This window comes from Mycobacterium asiaticum (assembly GCF_001673365.1).
GTDB lineage: Bacteria > Actinomycetota > Actinomycetes > Mycobacteriales > Mycobacteriaceae > Mycobacterium > Mycobacterium asiaticum_A.
Genome location: NZ_LZLS01000199.1, coordinates 15,261 through 37,113, shown reverse-complemented (window position 1 = coordinate 37,113; position 21,853 = coordinate 15,261). Strand labels below are relative to the sequence as shown.

General features: G+C 65.1%; 17 protein-coding genes. 10 read left to right on the top strand and 7 right to left on the bottom strand.

The annotated features are described in order from the left end of the window. Positions 1 to 984, bottom strand: a complete 984-nt coding sequence (locus tag A5634_RS23515) for an LLM class F420-dependent oxidoreductase (protein ID WP_081290617.1) — start codon at positions 982 to 984, stop codon at positions 1 to 3. A 40-nt stretch (positions 985 to 1,024) separates the two neighbouring features. Further along, positions 1,025 to 2,551: an HNH endonuclease signature motif containing protein gene (locus tag A5634_RS23510; RefSeq protein ID WP_081290616.1), complete on the bottom strand. Its 1,527-nt coding sequence runs from the start codon at positions 2,549 to 2,551 to the stop codon at positions 1,025 to 1,027. A 153-nt stretch (positions 2,552 to 2,704) separates the two neighbouring features. Here A5634_RS23510 and A5634_RS23505 point away from each other — a divergent pair, with 153 nt between their 5' ends. From A5634_RS23505 to A5634_RS23480, 6 genes are all read left to right on the top strand, one after another. Further along, complete coding sequence (locus A5634_RS23505) at positions 2,705 to 3,823, top strand: FAD-dependent oxidoreductase (RefSeq protein ID WP_065146437.1); 1,119 nt, start codon at positions 2,705 to 2,707, stop codon at positions 3,821 to 3,823. 69 nt (positions 3,824 to 3,892) lie between these two features. Next, positions 3,893 to 4,567: an ABC transporter ATP-binding protein gene (locus tag A5634_RS23500; protein ID WP_065146436.1), complete on the top strand. Its 675-nt coding sequence runs from the start codon at positions 3,893 to 3,895 to the stop codon at positions 4,565 to 4,567. Then, positions 4,564 to 7,068 (top strand): FtsX-like permease family protein, encoded by a 2,505-nt coding sequence (locus tag A5634_RS23495; protein ID WP_065146435.1) that lies wholly within the window; start codon positions 4,564 to 4,566, stop codon positions 7,066 to 7,068. Before A5634_RS23500 ends, A5634_RS23495 begins: the two co-directional genes overlap by 4 nt. Before the next feature lie 3 nt (positions 7,069 to 7,071). Further along, the gene (locus A5634_RS23490; protein WP_065146434.1) at positions 7,072 to 8,169 is read left to right on the top strand and encodes a UbiA family prenyltransferase; all 1,098 of its coding nucleotides are present in this window, start codon (positions 7,072 to 7,074) and stop codon (positions 8,167 to 8,169) included. Beyond that, positions 8,156 to 9,190, top strand: coding sequence for a pyridoxal phosphate-dependent aminotransferase (locus A5634_RS23485; protein WP_065146433.1), 1,035 nt, complete (start codon positions 8,156 to 8,158; stop codon positions 9,188 to 9,190). Before A5634_RS23490 ends, A5634_RS23485 begins: the two co-directional genes overlap by 14 nt. After that, positions 9,183 to 12,131, top strand: a complete 2,949-nt coding sequence (locus A5634_RS23480; RefSeq protein WP_065146432.1) for a thiamine pyrophosphate-binding protein — start codon at positions 9,183 to 9,185, stop codon at positions 12,129 to 12,131. The genes A5634_RS23485 and A5634_RS23480 overlap by 8 nt, the downstream gene beginning before the upstream one ends. A gap of 52 nt (positions 12,132 to 12,183) precedes the next feature. Here A5634_RS23480 and A5634_RS23475 read toward each other — a convergent pair whose 3' ends face one another. Continuing rightward, the gene (locus A5634_RS23475; RefSeq protein ID WP_253861849.1) at positions 12,184 to 13,677 is read right to left on the bottom strand and encodes a cytochrome P450; all 1,494 of its coding nucleotides are present in this window, start codon (positions 13,675 to 13,677) and stop codon (positions 12,184 to 12,186) included. A 76-nt stretch (positions 13,678 to 13,753) separates the two neighbouring features. Between A5634_RS23475 and yaaA the strand changes: the two genes are divergently transcribed. Beyond that, positions 13,754 to 14,512, top strand: coding sequence for a peroxide stress protein YaaA (gene yaaA, locus A5634_RS23470; protein WP_065146431.1), 759 nt, complete (start codon positions 13,754 to 13,756; stop codon positions 14,510 to 14,512). A gap of 35 nt (positions 14,513 to 14,547) precedes the next feature. Here yaaA and A5634_RS23465 read toward each other — a convergent pair whose 3' ends face one another. Beyond that, complete coding sequence (locus A5634_RS23465; RefSeq protein ID WP_253861847.1) at positions 14,548 to 15,894, bottom strand: aminotransferase class I/II-fold pyridoxal phosphate-dependent enzyme; 1,347 nt, start codon at positions 15,892 to 15,894, stop codon at positions 14,548 to 14,550. A gap of 164 nt (positions 15,895 to 16,058) precedes the next feature. On the opposite strand from A5634_RS23465, the gene A5634_RS23460 reads away from it, so the two are divergent. The 3 genes from A5634_RS23460 to A5634_RS23450 all read left to right on the top strand — a co-directional run bounded on the left by A5634_RS23460 (position 16,059) and on the right by A5634_RS23450 (position 18,969). Further along, complete coding sequence (locus A5634_RS23460; protein ID WP_155769683.1) at positions 16,059 to 16,958, top strand: Rieske 2Fe-2S domain-containing protein; 900 nt, start codon at positions 16,059 to 16,061, stop codon at positions 16,956 to 16,958. After that, positions 16,955 to 17,440 (top strand): hemerythrin domain-containing protein, encoded by a 486-nt coding sequence (locus tag A5634_RS23455; protein ID WP_065146429.1) that lies wholly within the window; start codon positions 16,955 to 16,957, stop codon positions 17,438 to 17,440. Before A5634_RS23460 ends, A5634_RS23455 begins: the two co-directional genes overlap by 4 nt. A 98-nt stretch (positions 17,441 to 17,538) precedes the next feature. Continuing rightward, positions 17,539 to 18,969 carry an NAD(P)/FAD-dependent oxidoreductase gene (locus A5634_RS23450; protein WP_065146428.1) on the top strand — a complete coding sequence of 477 codons (1,431 nt, stop codon included), beginning with the start codon at positions 17,539 to 17,541 and terminating at the stop codon, positions 18,967 to 18,969. On the opposite strand, the gene A5634_RS23445 is transcribed toward A5634_RS23450, so the two are convergent. The 3 genes from A5634_RS23445 to purT are packed head-to-tail and all read right to left on the bottom strand — an operon-like array spanning position 18,966 to position 21,819. Further along, positions 18,966 to 20,186, bottom strand: coding sequence for an O-succinylhomoserine sulfhydrylase (locus A5634_RS23445; protein WP_065146427.1), 1,221 nt, complete (start codon positions 20,184 to 20,186; stop codon positions 18,966 to 18,968). The genes A5634_RS23450 and A5634_RS23445 overlap by 4 nt on opposite strands. Next, positions 20,183 to 20,599 (bottom strand): rhodanese-like domain-containing protein, encoded by a 417-nt coding sequence (locus tag A5634_RS23440; protein ID WP_065146426.1) that lies wholly within the window; start codon positions 20,597 to 20,599, stop codon positions 20,183 to 20,185. Before A5634_RS23440 ends, A5634_RS23445 begins: the two co-directional genes overlap by 4 nt. After that, positions 20,596 to 21,819, bottom strand: a complete 1,224-nt coding sequence (purT, locus tag A5634_RS23435; protein WP_065146425.1) for a formate-dependent phosphoribosylglycinamide formyltransferase — start codon at positions 21,817 to 21,819, stop codon at positions 20,596 to 20,598. Before purT ends, A5634_RS23440 begins: the two co-directional genes overlap by 4 nt. Positions 21,820 to 21,853: the final 34 nt, after the last annotated feature.

The window sequence follows — 21,853 nt, the reverse complement described above, 5'->3', positions numbered from 1 at the left end:
CTAGAGGAGCACGGCGACGCCGCCATCGACGTCAACGAAGTCATGGGCAACATCGACGGCGACGTGTTGGCCGCCGATCTGGATGAGGGCGATATCGCTGAAGCCCGCTTCCCAGTACGGTTTGACGGCATCGACGATCGCGTCCAGGTCCGGTCCGCACGGAATGCTTTCCGCCACGTCCTCGGGCCGCACGAACTGCGTAGCGGCCGCGAAACCGGCGGGCGTCGGTAGATCCGCATTAACGCCCCAACCGCCGGCGAACCAGCGGAACTGGTCGTGGGCGCGTGCGATGGCCGCGTCGCGGTCCGGATCCCAGCACACCGGCAACTGCCCCACCACGCGTCCCGCGCCGGGCCAGCCGCCGCTCTGCCGGGCGGTGCGCCACCCGTCCACTAATTCCTGGTCGGGCTCCACCGCAATGAGATGATCGGCCAGCTTGCCGAATTTCTCGACGCCTTTGGCACCGGCCATTGCCACCGCGATGGCCGGGGCGACGTCCGGGAGGTCCCAGAGTCGGGCGGAGTCGACTTGGAAGTACTCGCCGCGGAAGTTCACCAACTCCCCGCCGAAGAGTTCGCGGATGATCTTGATGGCTTCGCGCAGCATGTCCTGGCGTCGTTCAACTGCGGGCCAGCCCTGGCCGACGACATGTTCGTTGAGGTTTTCGCCGCTGCCCACCCCCAGGGTGAACCGGCCGTCGGCGAGGATCTGCACGGTGGCTGCCTGCTGCGCAACGACTGCGGGGTGGTATCTCAGCGTCGGACACGTCACGTAGGAGTAGAGATCCACCCGTTCGGTAACGTGCGCAACCGCCCCCAGGACCGCCCAGGCATTGGGGGCGTGACCCTGCGTGGCGAGCCACGGCGAGAAGTGATCACTGCAGACTTCAAAGTCAAAACCGCGCTGCTCAGCTGAAACAGCGTCGCGCACAAGCTCTTTGGGGCCCGTCTGCTCTGTCATCAAGGTGTAGCCGAACCGTGCCATTCACTACGGGTACCCCTGGGCACGGGGGACAAACGAATTGTCAGAAGGGTGGGGGGTCGTTGCAGGGTGGGGTTGGGTCAGCGTTGTTGACGTAGGCGGGTTGGCGTGCTTGGCGGTTGTGCTGGCGTTCGGCTGCGACGCGGTAGTCGCGGTCTTGGGCGCGGGTGCGGCGGCGTTTGGGCATCATCGCGGTGCGCTCGGTGCAGTAGTCCTGGTCCGCAACGGTTTCGGGGGTGGGGATGCCGCCCACGGCGTGGCACAGGCTGGGGAAGAGCAGGGCGCTGCCCGGGGTGGTGACGTGGGTGTCGCCTGCGGGGGAGGTCCAGATCAGGGTGCCGTCGGGCAGTTGTTGGTCGCGCCAGCCCCAGAAGGTTTTGATCAGGTGGTGTTTGCGGCACAGGCATTTGAGGTTGCCTGCGTGGGTGGCTCCACCTGCGGCGTAGGCAATGGTGTGGTCGAGGTCGCAGTGGGTGGCCGCGGTGTCGCAGCCGGGGAACCGACACGTCAGGTCGCGGGCCCGGACGAAGTCAACCAGTGCCGTAGAGGGCCGGTACTGCGGCTCTGGTGGGCTGTAGCCGGGGTGGATCAGGGGTACCAGGTGGGCGGATTGGGCGAGTTCGGCCACCAGGTCGGCGGTGATCAGGCCGTTGGCGCCGATCTCGGCAGCCGCGGTGTTGCCGGTGCCGTTGAGGGTGGCTTGTTCGGCGATGACGTGGATGATCACCGGCGAGGCCGGCCGGCGCGCCCCCGCGGTGCAGTCGGTGCGACCGCACAGGCAGGCCAGCCGGGTGGCACGGGCAGCCAAGGCCCCTATCGCATCAGCGCGGCGCTGCTGGTGGGTGCGCGGATCATGGGGGCACACGGTGGCTGCCAACGCTGACAGGCTCGCGTCCAAGGCGTGTGCGTCGGTGGTTCGGACCCGGCCCTCCACCGAGGACACCCCGTCCTGGTCCTCACCGATGACCAGTTCGCGATCGGTGTTGCGTTCTTTGCGGCGGCGCACCGCATCCGCGTCGACGCGGGCCACGATGGCATCGACCTTCTTGGCCAACCGTGCAGCGGTCAGGGAGGGCCACCGTGCCACATTGGCCGCCACGCGCTCATCGACGAGGGCCAAAATCTCGGGGTCGGTGATCAAGTCGGTACGGAACACGATCGTGGCGAACGCCGCGACATCGATCAGCCCGGCACGCAACACCGCTCCCGTGCGCGGGAGCCGCTCGCTCAGTGCGCGCGCCAACACCAACCGGTCACAGGCCCGGCCCTGGCTGATTTTGAGGCCCGCAGCCACCTCCGCAGCCACGGCCTCCATCGTGTCGATCGCCCAATCCTCAGTCTCGCCACTGTGGGCGAGCCGATGGCGAAACAGCTCTCCGATCGCCACCAACTGGGCCGCGGCGGCCTGATTTTCTACCCGAGAGCCAACCCGGATCGCCTCGATCCACCCCCTGGACTCCTCCGTGGCGGCCCGCAGCGCCTTGCGCTGCAGCTCGTACATGTCATGCAGCCAGGCTTGGAAGACCTGCGGATCCTGAATCGCAAGCCGACCCTCACCCATCTCGAACATACGTTCGATTGTAGCACAATCCGTTGATCCGAATTTTTTACGCGGGACGTATCTAGTGCTATCTCTCAAGACATCACACCGACTTGCGCCTTCAGCGTGCCCCCCTCGGTCCCGTGAACGGCCCGCGTCTCGTCCTGACTACGCTGACCGCGCATGAAAGCTGTTGTGGTTGGCGGCGGAATCGCCGGGCTGGCCGTCGCCAGCGGATTACAGCGCGCCGGGTGGGAAGTCCAGGTACTGGAGCGCGCGCGGGACCCGCAGCCGTCGCGAGCCGGGCTCTCAATCTTCGGAAACGGATTTCAGGCCCTCGATGAACTCGGACTCGGGGACGCGGTCCGGGCAATCTGCGCCGACACGCCGCCGTTCACCAAGTCCGGCCTACGCAAGCCGGATGGCCGCTACTTGGTGACGTTTGCACCTGCCGCCAGCCAACACCTGCGGGCGGTCGACCGCACCGAATTGCATGCAGCACTACTGAATTCGCTTGTTCCGGGCACCGTCGAATGGGGCCGCCCGGTGGTCGCGGTCACCGACGGCGCCGTCCATACCGACGACGGCCGCGTCGTGGACGGCGCCGACCTGATCATCGGCGCCGACGGTATCCGCAGCCGAGTCCGCGCCAGCCTGCCGCAGGACCGGCCGATCCGGCGCAGCGGTTACGGCGTCTGGCGCGCGCTCACCTCTCATCCGGTCCCGGTCGGGGACGGCGGCGAAACATGGGGATCCGGCCAGCGATTCGGGCTCGTCTCGCTCAAGGACGGCCGCGTGTACTGGTTCGGTGTCGTGGCGAGCGCACACCACGAAACGGGTGCGGCGGCGCTCGCGGAGGTTCGGGACCGGTTCGGGTCCTGGCACGAGCCGATAGCCGAATTGATCGAGGCGACCGATCCCGATGCCGTGCACTACACCCATAGCGAGGAACTCGAAGGTCCGCTGAAGTCCTATGTACATGGCAACACGGTGCTGATCGGTGATGCTGCACATGCGATGTCGCCCAACCTCGGCCAGGGAGCCAACCAGGCGCTGGAGGATGCCGCGACGCTCTGCGCCCTACTGGCATCGAAACCGGACAACCTCACCTCGGCACTGGACCGGTACGACCGCCTACGCCGGCCGCGCACCCAGAGCATCGCGCGAGAGTCGCATGGGATCGGCATCGCCGCCCAGTGGAGCCATCCGTTGCTGGTGCGGGTTCGCGATGTCGGACTGACGATGGTCCCGAACTGGATTCTGAGTAAGCGAACGATTCATTTGCAGCAATGGGCGACGTAGAAAATTAACGGTGTGTAAGGTTAGCCTGTCCTGAATTGCCGGGCGGCCCCATAAACACCCAGGAGCTTCATGCTGATCGAGATCACTGCGGTGAGCAGGACCTATCAGCGGGGCCAAGAGTTGGTCAAGGCTGTTGACGATGTCACGCTGACGCTCGGCAACGACAAGCTGGTCGCCATCACCGGAGCATCCGGCTCGGGAAAAAGCACGCTGCTGCATCTGATCGGCGGCATCGACCGGCCCGACCAGGGCTCCATCACAGTCGACGGGGAAGAGCTGTCGAAGAAGACCGACGACGAACAGTCCGAATACCGCCGACGCAAGGTGTCGTTCATCTTCCAGTTCTTCAACCTGCTGCCCACGTTGAGCGCGTGGGAGAACGTGGCGATGCCCAGGGTCCTCGACGGGTCGTCCATGAAGGTCGCGCGAAAGGATGCCTGCGACCTGCTGGGGATGGTGGGCCTCGGCGACCGGATCGACCACAAGCCTTCGCAACTTTCCGGCGGACAGATGCAGCGAGTCGCGATCGCCCGTTCGCTGATCATGAAACCGGGCGTCGTGCTGGCCGACGAGCCGACCGGGAACCTGGACTCGGAGTCCGGCAAGAACATCCTGGCTCTGCTCCGCAAGATCGCCGACGACGGCGAGTGCTCGGTGATCATGGTGACGCACGACCCGGCAATTGCGGCCGCCGCCGACCGCGAGATCGTGATGCGTGACGGCAAAGTCGTCGAACACGCATGATCGCCTCGGCCGCAGTCCGTTTCAGGCTGCTCAACCTGCGGTACGCGGTTGCGCACTGGAAGCGGTCGTTGAGCTGCGTGGCGGCAGTCATGATCGCGAGCGCACTGCTGGTGGCGATCGCCGGCATCTACGGTTCGCTGACCAAATCGGTCGCCACGATGTCCGAAGACCTTTACGGCAAGGCCGCCTTTGAAATCACTGGCGCAGCGGACAGCGGCATGCCCGAGGGGCTGGTTAATCAGCTGCGCGAGGTCGACGGCGTCGCCGCCGCAGAGCCGATCGTGAAAGCCACGATCAGCACACCCCGTTCCGGCACAACACTTTTGGGGGTCAGCCCGAACATTCGGGTACTTGATAACCGGGTGGGCAACGAGCTGGTGCAGCAGGCCGAAGGCGACAAGTCGCACGGGTCATTGGCCGACGGCGCGATCGCCGGACCCGGCCTCGGGACCGCCGCGGGCGGCTCGGTGCAGGTCAACGGCGCCCGCGTCAACGTGGTGTTCGTACCCAAGGGCGACCTCGCCGAGAAGTACAACTCCGGCGACTACCTGATCGTGCCACTTCCGGTGGCGCAGCAGCTGTTACGCCAACCGGGTCGGGTTAGCTCGGTGTTCGTGGTCGCCAAACCCGGTGCCGACCTCAAGGCCCTCAGCGCCGAGCTGGTCCGGGTGGTCGACCACCGCGCCGTCGTCGCCGAGCCGCAGTTCCGGGTGGCTCAAACCGACAACTCTGTCTCGCTGACCCGCGACACCTTGCTGCTGGTCGGTTCGATCGCGTTGGTAGTGGCGATGTTCATAGTGTTCAACACGATGAATATGGCTGTCGTGCAACGACGTCCGATGATCGCCACGTTGCGAGCCCTCGGCGCCAGACGTGGTCACCTGGCCAGAGACCTGCTGGCGGAAGTGGCGATCATGGGATTTTTAGGCGGCTGCCTGGGTGCTCCGTTGGGAGCGGGTATGAGCTTTCTCGCGATCAAACGCCTGCCTCCGCTGATGCTGCAGTCCGTGGACGTCAAACCCCAGTTCTTCTTTCCGGGCACCGCCGTCGGCGTCGTCGTTGCACTGAGCATCGTCGCCTGTGTTCTGGGTGCGGCATGGCCGGCTCTGGTCGTGTTCAGGGCCTCGCCTATCGCCGCCATGCGGCCCGTCGAATTGGAGAGCCTGGGCGATGACCGCACTAAGCCGCACTGGCTCGGCGCCGTCATCGGCGCGCTACTGATCGTCGCGGCATTCCTCACCGCGACGCGGCTACACGACGAAAAGACTTTCGCCGGCGGTGTTTTGGTACTGGTCGGTGTCCTCACATTGTGCTGGGCGCTGGGACCGACCCTGGTGGGTGCCAGCAGTCGCATCGCCGCGCTGATGGGTCCGAGCGGTCAGGTGAGCAGGTCGACAATGACGGCATCCGCCAAACGCACATGGGCGAACCTGATGATCGTGACCATCGCAGTTGCGCTGGGCAGCGTGACAAGCGGCGTGCTGACCGACGTGGTGAACTCCACTGGAAGCTTCTTCACTTCCCTGGCCAAAGCGGACATGTACCTGGCGTCCGCATCGAAAGACGTTGTCCCGGTTAGCCCATTGCTTCCCAATGGAACGGAAGCGAAAGTCGGTGCGATCCCGGGTGTCGTCGCCGTGAAGTCCGTTCAGTACGCCTACATCAACGTAGGTAGCGACCGCGTTCTGATGGTGGGAGCCGATCCCGGCACCGTGACGCCGGCCTTCTCCGCGATGACGCCATCGGTGCGGAGCAAGGTCGAAGCCGGCGACGGCGCCGTGATCTCCCGCCAACTCGCGCGCCACCTGAACCTCGATGCCGGTGACAAACTGACACTGAGCACGCCATCCGGCGAGCAGGCAGTGCAAATCCTCGGCGTGGTCGACTACCTCACCACCGAGCGCGGCATGATCGCAATCTCGCTGGCCCACATGAAGTCGTGGCTGCAGCGCGACGGCGCCACCTACCTCGAGGTTCACCTCGCCACCCCGAACGATGCACCGGCGGCTTTGGCTCAACTTGAAAAGATCGCTGCCACAACGGGTTCGTATGCGTTCACCGGACAGGACGCCCTTGACTCCGGCAAGGGCGCGGTAGCCCAGATCGGGTCGCTCGCGGTGTTCGTGCAGTGGATCGTGGCACTGCTGGCGGCGATGGCGCTGTTCAACGCGTTCATGATCTCGGTGATCGAGCGCAAGCGGGAGATCGGAGTACTGCGCGCCATGGGCGCCTCCCGTCGCTACATCACCAAGACGATCCTGGTCGAGTCGACGAGCATCGCCCTGCTCGGCGGCGTTATCGGGGTGCTGACCGCCGTTGTGGTACACCGCCTCGGCACCCTCATCATGAGTTCGGTCACCGCTATCACTGTGCGGTACTCGTTTTCGCCGCTGGACTTACTCAGCGTCGTGGTGGCCGTGATCCTGTGTTGGAGCGGCGCTTTGCTTCCCGCGTCTCGTGCCGCGAAGTCGACGATCGTGGACGCGTTGGAGGTCGAGTAGCGCATGGAGGAGAGCCAACTCGTAGTCCCCGACCGGTCCCGCACAGCCGGATCGTCGGGTCTGGCCGAGTTTTTGGCGATGGACAGTGCGCAGCGGTTGGCACTGGCGAAAGACTCGCTGGGCATCGCGGCACCGGCCAGGTGGCGGGTCGCGCAATTTGTGGCGTTTTCGCGACCGCGCACCGCGATTCCGGGCATGCTCGCGTTCTACCTCGCCAGTATCGTCGCGGGCGGTGTGTCGCCCTTGGCGCTCGTCGTGGGGATGGTGGTGTCCTATCACATCGCCGCGATAGCCAACCTGTACAACATCTACACCGACGTCGTGGAAGACAACGAGAACATCCCGGCGCGGGTCTATGAACTCAGCCGCTACGGCAGGGACCGGTTGCTGCGTCACACCCATCAACTGACAGCGGTAATCTTCGGGCTTTCACTGTTGGTCAACCCGTACTTCGCCGGTCTGACGTTTCTGGCTTTGATTGGCTGCCAACAGTATTCGTTCCGGCCGCTGCGAATGAAGGCACGGCCCCGGATCGGAATTCTCTATTTCGCCAACGCGGTCGCCTATCCCTACGTGAGCGCCATGCTGGCGTCTGACTTGAAACTGCACGTGTTGGCCAACGCACAGTACTGCGCTCTCGCGCTCTACCTGTTCGTCTGGTTCTGCGCCAAAGGCCTCACCAAGAACGTGCCAGATTACGAGGGCGACAAGCGGGTTCACGTGACGACATCGGCGACGTTGAGCGCCACCCGGCGCCGCGCGGCGACAATCGCGGCAGTCGCGACCGTGCTGGTGTACGGCGCCATCGTGGTTCCGGTGGCTGTCGGCGGGCTCGCTCCGAAGTACCTGATCGCTCTGATCTGGTTCCCGGTGGCCTGTTTTCAGGCATGGCGCCTGGTGCACACGGTCGACCAGAAGTCGTCCAACGACATGCTGCGCGACGACATGTTCGTCTCCGTCGGTTATCTCTCGACGCTGGTCTTGATCGACCGTTGCACGGCAGCATCAGTCGCGGTGGTGATTGTCGGCTTCGCCATCATGCTGTTCACCGACCGACTCGGCCTCGATACCAGAAGGACCGAGGACTTTGAACTGCCGTGAGAGGGCGCCGCGGGTCGAATTCGACCTCTCCCGCAACGAATTGCATCTCGATCCGCTGCCTGAAATCCGAAAACTCCTCGCATCGGGTGCCGATACCCTCCACCGCTATCCCGAAGACCACTGTGTCGCAGCGCTGACCGCGCAGATCGCCGCGCTGCACCAGGTGGCGAGAGACCGGATCGTCATTGGCCCAGGCAGTCTCGGCGTCTTAGACGCGCTGCTGCACGCGGACCCGCATCCCAGAGGTTCGACCATCTTCGGCACACCCACCTTCGACGAATATGCGGTGCTGGTGTCGCGAGCCGGCGGCACTCCGGTGGCGGTTGCCAGCTCCCCACCGGGAACTCAATGTCTCGACAGCATCCTGTCCCGCCTCGACCCGTCGGCTCGGCAGGTAATTATCGCCGCCCCGCACAACCCGAGTGGGGCGCCGGTCAGCCTGGACGAACTTGCTCGGCTTCGGCGGGAAATCCCGAAAAGCGTTCTGCTCGTAGTCGATCAAGCCTATGCGGAGTCCGACGAGACTATGCCCGTCGACGCGGTGAGGCGCATCGTCGAGGTGATGGACGGGGTAGCCGTCCTGCGCAGCTTCTCGAAAGCCTACGGGCTGGCCGGGTTGCGGATCGGCTACGGCGTCTTCAGTAGCGCCGCCCTAGCCGCGCGGGTCCGGGCCGCGGTCCCGACGTACGCGGTGAACTCGCTTTCGATCAGTATCGCGACGGAGTCGCTGAAGCATCCACGCCAACTGGCACAACGCGTGGCCGATGTGGTGCAGGCTCGGAAATGCTTGGAGGACTTCCTGTCTCAGGAGGGACTCGCGTCCGGGGCCGGCTCGCAAGGCAATTTCGTCTGGCTGCCCAACCCCGATTCGGGCGGCTTGTTCCGGCATGCGCTCGCCGACGGGATACTACTGCGCGAGTATCCCGGGGTTGGCGTGCGGATCACCGTCCAGTCCAAGGAGTCTGTGGACGCGGTGATGCAATCGTTGCGCAGCTACAGCCGGGCCCTGCAGAATGCATAACCGATATCTGCTGTCAAACACGCTCGGACGGCAGCGATTTGCCGACGAACTGGTGGATTACCTGATCCGCCTGGGTGTCGAATACCTGTTCGGAATGCCCGCGGAGTCGGTGAATTCGCTAATTCACGCCGCAAGCAAACGCAGCGAGATACGGGTCATCAGCACCCGGCACGAAACGGCGGCGGCACTGATGGCGGTCGGGTATGCCAAAGCCTCCGGGCGGTTGGGCGTGTGCTTCGGAACCGCCGGCCCGGGCGCAACCAATCTGGTTGCCGGAGCCTACGAAGCCTTCCTCGGGCGAATCCCGTTGCTGGCCATCAGCGGTCAGGTTCCACTCGCCAGCATCGGCCGGGAAGCCTTCCAGGAGATCGACTCCGAAGCCTTGTTCAAGCCGTGCACCTCCTCGTCGGTTCAGATCCACAACCCGAGCCAGTTCGAACGGTTCGCCCGTTCCGCGGTCCGCGCGGTGCACGAATCCACTGCGTGCCACGTGGCAATCCCCGGCGACGTGCTCTACGCGCCGATCGGCGCGGCGGGCGCCGGACTCGTCGTTCCGAAACTGCCGCTCGCGGGCGTGCCGAGCAAGGAGGAGCTGCGTGCGCTCGCCGAGTTCTGCGAATCCGACGATCTGGCCATCGTGCTGTCCTGTGCTGACGGCACGTACAACGCACTGGCACAAGAGCTTTCGAAACGGATCGGCTGTCCGCTGCACGACGTGAGGGAATCCGGCGTGATTCCGGCCAGGGACGTGTTGGTGCTCGGACGCTCGAGTCCATTGCTCAAACACCGCGTGCACGGGTACGCGAACCTGCTCGAACTCACCGACCGGCGGCGCACGGCCCAGCAGGTGCCCTACCTCAGACAGATCGTTTGCGACGTCGAAGCCACCCTGCACACGATCCTGGACTCGCAGCCCGAGCCGGGCGACACACAGCCCGAAGCCGTATTCACCGACCTCGACGACGTCCCCGGATTTTCCAGTCTGGCAGGGGTTCCTGGCGCAGCACTTCCGCTGGGCATCGGTGCCGCGCTAGCCGGGACTGCACAAACCACGGTGGTCACCGACCATGCGCACTTGAGTCAGTTCGTCGCGGACCTGTCCAGCCTGGCCAGTGCCGCCGCCGACCTGACTGTTGTCTGCTCCGACAGTGCCGAAAAGCTCTCCGGTATAGCGCAATTGAACGAGGCGTTCGCACTGCGGACCGACATCGTCGCCCTACCGCGCGACACGACATCAGCCCGCGTCGAGGCGCCGCCCGGTGAGCGATCGCTGGCCGAAAGACTTGACGCCGACCTGGGTGCGCCGGTACAGATCAGCGAGTTCTGCGCGCAGGTCCTGCCCGCCTTCGCTACCGCCCAACGCAGCGCCAACGCCCAAGCACCCTCGATGAACGCCTCGGCATTGCGGAAGTCCGGCAGCCAGTCGTCGGGCACGGTCGCCACGAGCCCGGCGGCACTTCTGTTGCAGCTGAACGGAATCTACGACGCGGCGCTGGATCGCGCCAGGATCCTGGTCGTTACGGTCGAATCGCAAGAGTGGCTCATCGACCCGAGCCGGGTGCTCGAGGAAGTCGCCGTGGCACGCTATGTGGTCGACGATGCGGCCACGGCTGCGGCCACCCTGCGACAAGCGTGCGCAGCCACCACGGCGCCGGGAACAGGCGTGGTGCATCTGCAGGTCCGGCCCGGCGCGCTGGCGGCGCCATGGTCCGAAATCGATTCTGCCCATGTTCAATTCGCGGCGTTGCGACCCACAGCCCCCGACGAGTCGGCGCTCGCCGAAGCGATCGACGCGCTGCGCGATGCCAAGCGCGTTGCGATCGTCGCGGGACGCGGGGCTGCGGGTTGCTCGGAGCTGCTCAGCGCGCTGTCGGAAGCGTTGAACTGCCGCGTGCACCTGACGATGGGCGGGGACTCGGTGGTCGGTGACCCGGGCCTGCGTGCCCATGGCAGAGTCGGCGGTTCGGGCGACCTGCGGGCGTTTCACTCGGTCGCGAAGGCCGACGTGCTGCTGCTGGTCGGGGTGTCAAACAGAGGCTCGGCTTTCGATCTGGGCGCCACCGGCCGGACTGTCGTGGTCAACGTCGACCCGAACGCGATGCTGCGGCTCGCCGAGGACGACATCTGCGTGCTGGGCGATGCCACGGCGACGTTGGAGGCGATGGTCGGCGCGCTGGGCGGCACGACCGCGCAGCGGCCTACCCGATCTCCCCGCACCCCGCGGCGCAGTCGCCGCGCAGAACGCGCGCCGCTGCGCGCGTCGAGTCTCACCAAGGCGATCAACGAGGAACTGGTCCGGTTCGACGGCAGCTGCACGCTGTGCGCGGACGTCGGCGTCAACACGTTGTGGGTGTACCGCTACATCACCTCGATGACGCACAGCATCTGGTCGGCGTCGTTCGGCACCATGGGTTTCGCGGTACCCGCGGCAATCGCCGTCGCGACGAACCGAACCGATTGTCAGCTCGCGATCGCCGTGGCCGGCGACGGCGGAACGTCGGTGACGCTCAGCCAGATTCAGTCCGCGGCCGGTATCGACAAACCGGTCGTCTTCGTCGTCGTCAACAACTCGGCGCTGGCCGCGATCAAGTTCGAGAGCGAGATCATGGGCTGGCCAGACCGCGGCTCTGCGATCCCGGACATAGATTTCGCCCGGTACGCGGCATCCGTCGGCATCGCGTCGCGCCGAGTCGACACCTTGGGCGATTTCCGCGCGGCCTTCACCCAAGCGATCAGCGCGCCGCGCCCGTTCCTGATCGACGCGCGTTGCGTGCTAAACGACGCGCCGGTGCAGGCCGGAAAGAAACACTGGCGTCAGGTGATCGGGTTTTTCGTCGCCTGGTCGAAAGAGGGCCGCGTCGCCGGTGGAGCATCGTTTCGCGAGGTGCTGCGCGCTGTGTTGCGCGGCAAGCTCTACGAGAAAGGCCTTGGCCGAGAGTGAAATTCACGACGCGACACACCGGTTTTGCGTCGGCTAGTTCACAGTCGCGGCCCTAGGCCTTCGAGATCGTCACCGGAAGGCCACCTTTGACCGCCACCGAAAAGGTGAATTGCGGCTCGGGGTGCCAGCCGTCCGGGACCGTCAACCGGTAGCGCTGGAAGAGGATCGTCAAGAAGAACTGCGCGGCCATGTAGGCCATCGTGGTGCCCAGGCAGAAGTGCTGCCCGGAGCTGAACGGCATGAACGCCAATCGCGGCCGGGCCCGCACCTGGTCGGCGTCGGTGAACCGGGACGGGTCGTAGCGCTCCGGCTCCGGCCACCACCGTGGATCGCGGTGCGCCACCGACATCGACGCACCCACCAGGGTCAGCTTTGGCAGCCGGTAGCCGCCCAGCTCGTTGTCGGCCATGCAGAACCTGGGGAAAAACGGGTGCCCCTGCATCCGCTGGCCCTCGTCGAAGCACGCCTTGGCCCAGTTCAGCCGGGCGGCATCGTCGAAGGTCGGCAGCGCCCCACCGAGCACGTCGATCTCGTCGTACAGCTTCGTCAACTGACCCGGATTGGTCAGCAGTAAAGCGGTCGTCCACGTCAGGGCCGCGCCGGTCGGGTCGTAGGCCCCACCCAGCAAGCCGACGATCTCGGCAGCCAGGTCGGGCCGGGAGATGGGCGAACCGTCCTCATACCGGGCGTCCAGCAGGGTGTCCAAGAAATCCGGGTTCGGCAGCGGGTGTGCCTTGCGGTCTTTGACCAGCCGCCCGACGAACCGGTAGATGCGCGCCAGCGCCGGCACCAGGCTGGACCGCCCCCTGCGCGGCAGCAGGTTCGGAAACGGCACCATCAGTGTGGTCAGGCCGAGCAGCCCGGTGATCGCCCGCATGTCGGCATCCAGCCGAACCAGCTCCCGCTCGCCGATCGTCGTGGAGAACAACGTCTTTAGATACACCTTCAACGTGATCAACGAGATCTCGTACTGCAGATCGACCGTCTGTCCGGTCCCCGCCCACGACGACCAGCGGGACAGCCGTTCGTCGAACTCGCTGCAGAAAATTTCGGCCATCTCGGTCATGTGCCGGCGGGTGAACATCGGCATCAGCATTTTCCGGCGTTCCCGCAGTTTCGGGCCTTCCAACATGATGCTGTTGGCCCCAATTACGGTGAGCAGCGGACCCAGCGGGCTGTACCGGCTGTACCGGCCGTCGGCGTCATCCATGAACTCGCGCAACAGATCCGGATGGGTCACCGCAACCATGTCGAGCAACGGCATCGGAATGCGGAACATGTCGCCGTAAGTGGCGGCACCGCGGCTGATGAGTTCGAAGGGATCACGGCGCAACTCGAAGATGGAGCCGAAGACGGGCAGCCCCTTCGGACCTGGCGGCAGTGGGGTGGGCCGGCCGTAGCCCGAGGCCGCGCCGAGCAGAGTTGGCACCGAGAGCCGGGTCGGCCAGAGCGGATCTTCACGCAACGCGCCGATCACGCTGGCCCGTCCGGTGGACTGTCTAACCGTCAGCGGTTGGCTGATCGGCGCATCCGGGACGGCAGTCAACGCATAGACCTCTTTCTCTTAGGCATGCCTAAGTTACCCGTACGGCCGGAACAGATTCCGACTAGGGTCTGCACCCGTGATTGTGCTGCTTCCTCCGTCGGAGACTAAGCGGGGCGGGGGCGACGGGCCCCCGTTGCGACTGGAGCGACTCAGCAACCCGGAACTGAACCCACTGCGGTCCGAGTTGATTCGCGAACTCGTCGACCTTGCGTCCGACCCCGTGGCGTGCAGATCGGCACTGGGCGTCTCCGCTTCACAAAACGCCGAGATCGAACGCAATGCCGCGCTACGTACTGCGCCGACTCTGCCTGCAATCCGCCGCTACACCGGCGTTCTCTATGACGCTCTGGATATTGATTCGCTGCGCCACGCTGAGGCAGTGCGAGCAGGTGCTCGACTGGTCATCGGTTCGGCCTTGTTCGGACTGTTACGCGCCGACGACCAGGCGCCTGCGTACCGGCTTTCCGCTGGTTCGAGATTGCCCGCAAAGCCCACGTTGCCGGTCCAATGGCGGCCACTCCTGGAGCCAATACTGGCGCAACTGACCACCCAGGATCTGGTCGTCGATCTCCGCTCGGGCTCGTATAGGGCGCTGGGAAGGACACCGAGCGCCATCCGGGTGGACGTGCTTGCGGAGCACCCCGACGGTCGACGAACCGTGGTCACGCACTTCAACAAGGCATACAAGGGCCGTCTGGCTCGCGCTCTGGCGACTACGCGAGCCGAGCCCGACACTGCGGCCGCGGTCGCTACCGTCGCCCGCCGGGCCGGAATGCGGGTGGAGCGCACTGACAATGAGTTGACTGTCGTCGTTACAGCCGGACCCGACCGGTGAAAGCGGGCCTCCCTGCGCACCCATTCACCGCAAGTTCAGTAACGGAAAGTATTGGGGTCCAATATTTTGGCAAGATCAGCGGCGAACTCCGACGCTGCCGATTTGGCGATCGTGGCCGACGTTACCCGGATGCCGTGCCGGGGCTGGAATGGGTCGACGGCGAAGATATCGCCCGGCTGTACCGCCCAGCCCGCATCCGTCAGTCGGGTCATCGTGGTGGCAACCGATTCCGCATCCGGCAGATCGATCCAGAGGTTCAGACCGTCAGGATTACCAAGTGGCGCAATGCCTTTGTCCGCAAGGGCTTTCGTGAGCAATTGACTGCGCGTGGCATAAGCTTTGCGGGCGCGGGACAGCTGGGCGGCCGTTGCCCGGTCGGTCAGCAAGGTCGCGGTGGCGGCCTGCAGCAGATGACTAACCCACGTCTTTCCCGCGCGTAATCTGGCACCCAGAATCTGAGCGGTTTGAGGGTTGGTAGCAACCAGCGCCAGCCGAATATCGGGTCCCAGAAACTTGGCGACAGACCGGACGAGGGCCCAATTGTACGTCGACGCGGGGGTTACCCTGCAGTACGGCGCCGAGGACAGCAAAGAGAAGTAATCGTCTTCGACCACAAGGACTTCCGGGTACTTAGCCAACACGCTGCGAAGCTTTGTGGCACGGTGAGCGTCGATGCTCACGCCGGTCGGGTTATGCGACCGCGGGGTGATGATGACGGCCCGGGCACCACGGTTGGCAATCGCGTCTTGCAGGCCCGGCACTGTCATTCCCTGCTTGTCGACCGGGACGGGAATTCGACGATAGCCATTGAGGCGGACGGTACCGATACTGACTAGGAAGCAGGGGTCCTCCATTGCGACTGCATCTCCGCGGGCCAGACAGGAATTGAGCACCCGTTCTACCGCGTCAACCGCACCATGGGTCACGACAATCTCCCGATTGTCCTCCGCTTCGCCCAAGTCCGCGGCGAACAGTCGCCGCGCGACGGTCATCAAGCCGGCATCGATGGCGGGCGCACCGTACAGCGTTGTCTGATACCGCGTCCGACCGATTGCCTGCAGCAAATCGGGCAACAATCGCGGATCGGGATTTCCGCTGGCCAAGTCAATAAGGTTTGCCGCGGGCCGTCGCTCCGAATCTAGGTGCGGGATGTCAGCGATCGCGGTCCCGCGACGCCCCCCGGCTTGCGCCATACCGGCGGACACCAGCTGTCGATAGGCCGCCGCCACGGTGTTGCGATTGACCCGAAGTTGCCCGGCCAGGGTGCGAATCGGTGGCAGCGCGTCGCCGGGAGCCAACTCTCCCCGCGACACCAGGTCGCGGACGCTATCCGCAATCGCGCTGGCAGTCGACCCGGAAATCGGGGTCACGGAGTCCGTCACGGAGTCAATGTACCGGTCAACTTCGAACTCTCGACGCGCCTTGTCCTATGACATTCTTTGACCTATGACAAAACGGTGTTACCTTCTTCGTGTTTATAACCCTTGACGCTAAGGACTCCCGCAGCATGGTCGACCACCTTCCACCGCCCACCCGCCCGCACGCAATGGGGGAACGAGCACTGGCACTGATCGGACGCCAGGAATGGCTCGATAGGCCCAGCTACAGGTTCGAGAACGTCTTAAGCTTTGTATTCAATGCCTTTGGGCGACAACGTAATCGGGTTACCAATGCGCTGAACGGGGTGTGGCTCGGGCACCCGGCACATCCACCGTTGGCGTCCTTTGCAAGTGGAGCGATCGGAACAACCGTCGCCTTGGACGCGCTGCACGCGCTGCCGCACCGGCCTGCAGTCGAGCGACTCGACGCCGCCCGCTTCGCTCAGCGCGCGCTCGGCATCGGGATTCTGGCAAACCTCGGATCGGCAGTCACGGGTGTCACTGATTGGCAGCACACGCACGAGCAGGACCGTCGTGTCGGTCTGGTACACGGCCTGCTCAACCTGCTCGCCACTGCCCTGTACGTGACGTCATGGCTTGATCGTCGACGCGGCCGCCAGCTGCGCGGAGTGGCAGTCAGTGCGTTCGGTTACGGCATCGCATCGGCAAGCGGGTACCTGGGCGGATCGCTGGTATTCGGCTCAGGAGTCGGGATCGATCAATCCGGTCCAGGGTTGCGCACTACCGAATGGGTCCCCGTTTTGGCCGAGGAATCGTTGCCAGAAGGAGAGACGCAGCGGGTCGAGGTGGACGGTGTCGGCGTGGTGGTATGCCGCACCAATGGCGAAGTGTCCGCTGTCGGCGAGTTCTGTCCTCACCTGGCCGCACCGATGTCCGACGGGTGGCTCGATCGAGGTCGAATCGTATGTCCATGGCACGGGTCGCAATTCGACGTTCACTCAGGGCGTGTGGTCCGTGGTCCCGCCGCAGCACCGCTGCCGTGGTACCAGGCACGGTTGCATGACGGCAAGATCGAAGTCCGCGGCGAGGGGGAACTCACCAGATGAACGCCTACGACGTGCTGAAAGAACACCACACGCTGCTACGCCAATTGGGCACGCGGTTGCGAGAAGCACCGATCGGCACGTCCGAACGGCAGAAATGCATCGACGACCTGCTACTCGAGTTCGACATACACATGCGCATCGAGGACGACCTGTACTACCCCGCTCTGGCCGCTGCCAGCACGCTGATCGCGATTGCCCACGCTGAGCATCGGCAAATCTATGACCAGTTAGCCGTGGCACTGCGGACCTCGCCCAAATCCCCGGACTACCAAGCCGAATGGGATTCGTTCCTGACGGTTCTCGAGGCGCATGCTGACGAGGAGGAACGGGACCTCGTCCCGCCGCCCGCCCCGGTAAGTCTCAGCGACGAAGAACTCGACCGGCTGGGCCGGGAGATGACCGAACGTATGGAGCAGTTGCGCGGATCCACCGTCGAACGGCTCCACGTCAAGGGTCGGGCAGCGCTACTGCGAGTGTTCTGAAACCACAGGTTGTTCTCGTCGGCACAAACATGCGACTCTCGGCTGGTGGAGTCGTACGGTAGATGCGCTGCACTGACCGCCCCAGCCGAAGGAGGACCATGACGCCCCCATCCAGCGAGCCCTCGACTGACGGCCGGCGCCACCACGTCGTCATCATCGGAAGTGGATTCGGCGGACTGAACGCGGCCAAGCAACTGAAGCGGGCCGACGTCGACATCACCCTCATATCCAAAACGACCACCCACCTGTTTCAACCCTTGCTGTACCAGGTGGCCACCGGCATCCTGTCCGAGGGCGACATCGCTCCGACCACCCGACTGATCCTGCGCCGGCAGAAGAACGTCCGGGTACTGCTCGGCGAGGTCAACGACATAGATATCAAGTCCCAGACGGTCACCTCGAAGTTGATGTCCATGGAGACGGTGACCCACTACGACAGCCTGATCGTGGCGGCCGGCGCTCAGCAGTCGTACTTCGGCAACGACCAATTCGCCACGTTTGCACCAGGCATGAAAACCATCGACGACGCGCTGGAGTTGCGCGGCCGCATCCTCGGCGCGTTCGAGGCCGCCGAGGTCGCCACCGATCACGCCGAGCGCGAACGTCGGTTGACCTTCGTCGTGGTGGGCGCCGGGCCCACCGGCGTCGAGTTGGCCGGTGAGATCGTCCAACTCGCCGAGCGCACCCTGGCCGGGGCGTTCCGGACCATCACGCCCAGCGACTGTCGGGTGATCCTGCTCGACGCCGCACCGCTGGTGCTGCCCCCGATGGGCGAAAAGTTGGGCGGCAAGGCGCAGCACCGGCTGGAGAAGATGGATGTGGAGGTCCAGCTCAACGCGATGGTGACCGAGGTCGACTACAAGGGCATCACCATCAAGGAAAAAGAAGGCGGCGAACGCCGCATCGAATGCGCCTGCAAGGTATGGGCGGCCGGCGTGCAGGCCAGCTCACTGGGCAAGATGATCGCCGACCAGTCCGGCGGCACCGAAACCGACCGCGCCGGACGTGTGGTGGTGGAGCCCGACCTCACCGTCAAGGGTCACCCGAACGTCTTCATCGTCGGCGACCTGATGTCGGTGCCCGACGTGCCGGGGATGGCGCAAGGCGCAATCCAGGGCGCGCACTACGCCACCAAGGTGATCAAGCACGTCGTCAAGGGCAAAGACGATCCCGCCACCCGCGAACCGTTCAAGTACTTCAACAAGGGCAGCATGGCCCTGGTGTCCCGGTACAGCGCGGTGGCGCAGGTCGGCAAGGTGCAATTCGCCGGCTTCATCGCCTGGCTGGCGTGGCTGGTGCTGCACCTGTACTACCTCGTCGGCCACCGGAACCGCGTCGCGGCGATGTTCTCCTGGGGCCTCGCCTTCCTGGGCCGCACCCGCGGACAGATGGCGATCACCAGCCAGATGATCTACGCGCGAGTGGTGGCCAAGTGGATGGAGGAAAGCCAGGGGCTGGCCCCAGCCGAGAGCCAAGGCGCGCTGGCCGCCGCTGAACGAGCCGAAAAGGCTGAACAGAAAGCGGGTTAACTCAACGCCCGGTCGATATCGGCGATCAGATCGTCGGTGCCTTCCAGTCCGACCGAGATACGGACCACGCCGTCACCGAGCCCGATGGCGGCGCGACCTTCGGGGCCCGTCGCGCGGTGCGTGGTCGTCGCCGGGTGCGTGACAAGCGATTTGGTGTCGCCGAGATTGTTGGAGATGTCGATCAGCTGCAACTTGTCCAGCACCTCGAAGGCGCGTTGCTTGGCTTTATCGGGCGGGGCGTCCAATTCAAAAGTGAGAACCGTTCCGCCACCGGTCATTTGACGTTTGGCCAGATCGTACTGCGGGTGCGACGGCAAAAACGGGTAGCGCACCCAGCTCACCGCGGGATGGTCCTCCAAAAACTCCGCGATGCGTTGCGCCGAGGAATTGCTGTAGTCGACCCGAACCGCAAGGGTCTCAAGGCCTTTGAGCATCACCCAAGCATTGAATGCGCTCATCGCCGGGCCGGTGTGCCGCATCAGTTTCTGCACCGGTCCGTCGATGTACTCCTGGTCGCCCAGGATGGCTCCACCGAGCACCCGACCCTGCCCGTCGATGTGCTTGGTGCCTGAGTAGACCACCACGTCAACCCCGAGCGGGAAACCCTGCTGCAGCAGCGGCGTCGCAAAAACATTGTCCAACACCACCTTTGCGCCCGCAGCGTGGGCCAGCTCGGTGACCGCGGCGATGTCGACCAGCGATTGCATCGGGTTGGACGGGGTTTCGAAGAACACCGCCTGGGTAGGGACCGACAGCGCTTCCTCCCACTGCGAAAGGTCCTCGCCGTCGACGAAGACGGTCTCGACCCCCCAACGCGGCAGGATCTCGTTGCACACCACGAAACAGGAGCCGAACAGGCTGCGCGCCGCGACCAGGCGATCGCCGGCACCCAACAGCGCTCCCAGCGAGACGAACACCGCGGCCATGCCGCTGGCCGTCGCGAACGCCGCCGGGGCACCCTCGATCAGGCGCAGCCGGTCCTGAAACATGCTCACGGTCGGGTTGCCGTACCGCGAGTAGACGTAGTGGTCCACCTCGCCGGTGAACGACTGTTCGGCAACGGCCGCCGACGGGTAGACGTACCCGGACGACAGGAACATCGCCTCGGCGGTTTCCTCGAAACCCGATCGGGTCAGCCCGCCGCGCACCCCGATGGTGGCCGGACCCACGCCGTCGGGCAGTGCCTTGGGCGTGCGGATGGAGCCAGAGTCAGTCATCCCTGCGTCCAGGGCAGACCGACCGCGCGCCAGCCCGTCTCACCCCGGTGGCCATGCACGTCGACCTGACCTTCGAACCCGTCCAGGACATTGAAGGACGGCGCGATGCCCGCCTCGGTCGCGACTTCCGCGGCCCCGATGGACCGGTTGCCCGAGCGGCACAAGAAGACCACCGGGCGCTCGCCGTCAGCCGCCGGAAGCTTGTCCCGCAGTTCGGCAAGGAAATTGTTGTTGTGCTGTCCGTTGGATTTGTTCCACTCGATGTAGAGCACCTCACGACCCAGACTGGACAGGTCCGGAACTCCGACGAACCGCCACTCGGAGTCGGTGCGCACATCCACCAGGACGGCTTGCGGATTGTCGTTGAGCAATTTCCACGCCTCCAGCGGCGTGATATCTCCTGCGTAACTCACCCGCGTGAGTCTCGCACACTGAGACGTTCGGCGACGTCGCGGGCACGGTCGCGAGCCGCCGCCACGTCGGGCGCGGTTGCCAACGCGACGCCAAGGCTCCCGGTCGCCGCAGCCCCATCTCGCCCCGTTTGCCCGAACACCCGGACATCGCTTTCCGGCACGGTCAGCGCGGCGGTCAAAGCCTCGGCACCCGGCGCCTCGCCCGTCACGGCGCGGGCGGCGCCCGGCGACACCATCAAGGTGTCCACCGCCAGGCCCAGGATGGCCCGGGCCTGCAGCTCGAACACCGAAAGCCGGTGGCTGCGCAGTGTGAGCCAACTGCTGGCCATCGGTCGCGCCGCGACATCGGCGAAGTAGACCTCGTCGCCGTTGATCATCAATTCGACACTGAAAACACCACGGCCGCCCAGCTCCTTGACGACACGCGCCGCGATCGACTTGGCCGCGTCCAACGCCGCCGTGCTGAGCTGCTGCGGTTGCCAAGCTTCCAGCTCCCCGCCGTCTGCGCGGCGGTGACCGATGGGTGCACAGAACTCGATCACCGGGCCCGCCGGGCCGTCGCTGCGCACAACGATCAGGGTGACCAAAACTTCGACTTCCACCACCGACTCGGCCCACACCGAGTAGGCCTCGCCCGCCGTCTCACCCCCGCCGGCGTGCTGCCAAGCGCGCTTGACGTCCTCCGGGCCGTTGACGACGAACGATTGCCGTTGATGCGGCGGCCCAATGCTCGGTTTGACCAGCAGCGGGTACCCGGCATGGGCGGCCACCGCCTCGAGTTCGTCGAGCGTTGCGACGAACCAGAACGGCGCGGTGGGCAGGCCAAGCTGATCGGCGGCCAGCTTGCGCAGTCCCTCCCGATCGGCCGTCACCCGCACAGCCCGCGCACTGGGCACCAGCTCGGTGTCGGTGAGGCTGAGTTCGTTGAGCGCTTTGAAGGCCACCGCATCGGTGAGCGTCACGACGAAGTCCGCTTGCACACGTTCGAACAACGCCGCGAGTTCGGCCGTGTCGGTCAGATCGACGACCAGCGATTCATCGGCCACTCGGTGTGCGGGCGCGTCCGAATGCGTGTCGGCGGCGATCACCTGCGCGCCCAGCCGCTGCAGCGCAACCACCAGCTCCCGGCTCAGTTCATCCGAGCCCAGCAGCAACACCCGCGGCCCGGGGAATTCCGGCTCAGCCGGCTCGTCCTGGGCTTCGGTCAAGGCGTCAGTCACCACTCACCCCATCCGTAAGAGAACGACGCGTCTG

Bases quoted from the DNA above. Each gene is read 5' to 3' on its own strand.
- A5634_RS23515 (WP_081290617.1), bottom strand. From the start codon at position 984: ATGGCACGGTTCGGCTACACCTTGATGACAGAGCAGACGGGCCCCAAA.
- A5634_RS23510 (WP_081290616.1), bottom strand. From the start codon at position 2,551: ATGTTCGAGATGGGTGAGGGTCGGCTTGCGATTCAGGATCCGCAGGTC.
- A5634_RS23505 (WP_065146437.1), top strand. From the start codon at position 2,705: ATGAAAGCTGTTGTGGTTGGCGGCGGAATCGCCGGGCTGGCCGTCGCC.
- A5634_RS23500 (WP_065146436.1), top strand. From the start codon at position 3,893: ATGCTGATCGAGATCACTGCGGTGAGCAGGACCTATCAGCGGGGCCAA.
- A5634_RS23495 (WP_065146435.1), top strand. From the start codon at position 4,564: ATGATCGCCTCGGCCGCAGTCCGTTTCAGGCTGCTCAACCTGCGGTAC.
- A5634_RS23490 (WP_065146434.1), top strand. From the start codon at position 7,072: ATGGAGGAGAGCCAACTCGTAGTCCCCGACCGGTCCCGCACAGCCGGA.
- A5634_RS23480 (WP_065146432.1), top strand. From the start codon at position 9,183: ATGCATAACCGATATCTGCTGTCAAACACGCTCGGACGGCAGCGATTT.
- A5634_RS23460 (WP_155769683.1), top strand. From the start codon at position 16,059: ATGGGGGAACGAGCACTGGCACTGATCGGACGCCAGGAATGGCTCGAT.
- A5634_RS23455 (WP_065146429.1), top strand. From the start codon at position 16,955: ATGAACGCCTACGACGTGCTGAAAGAACACCACACGCTGCTACGCCAA.
- A5634_RS23450 (WP_065146428.1), top strand. From the start codon at position 17,539: ATGACGCCCCCATCCAGCGAGCCCTCGACTGACGGCCGGCGCCACCAC.
- A5634_RS23445 (WP_065146427.1), bottom strand. From the start codon at position 20,186: ATGACTGACTCTGGCTCCATCCGCACGCCCAAGGCACTGCCCGACGGC.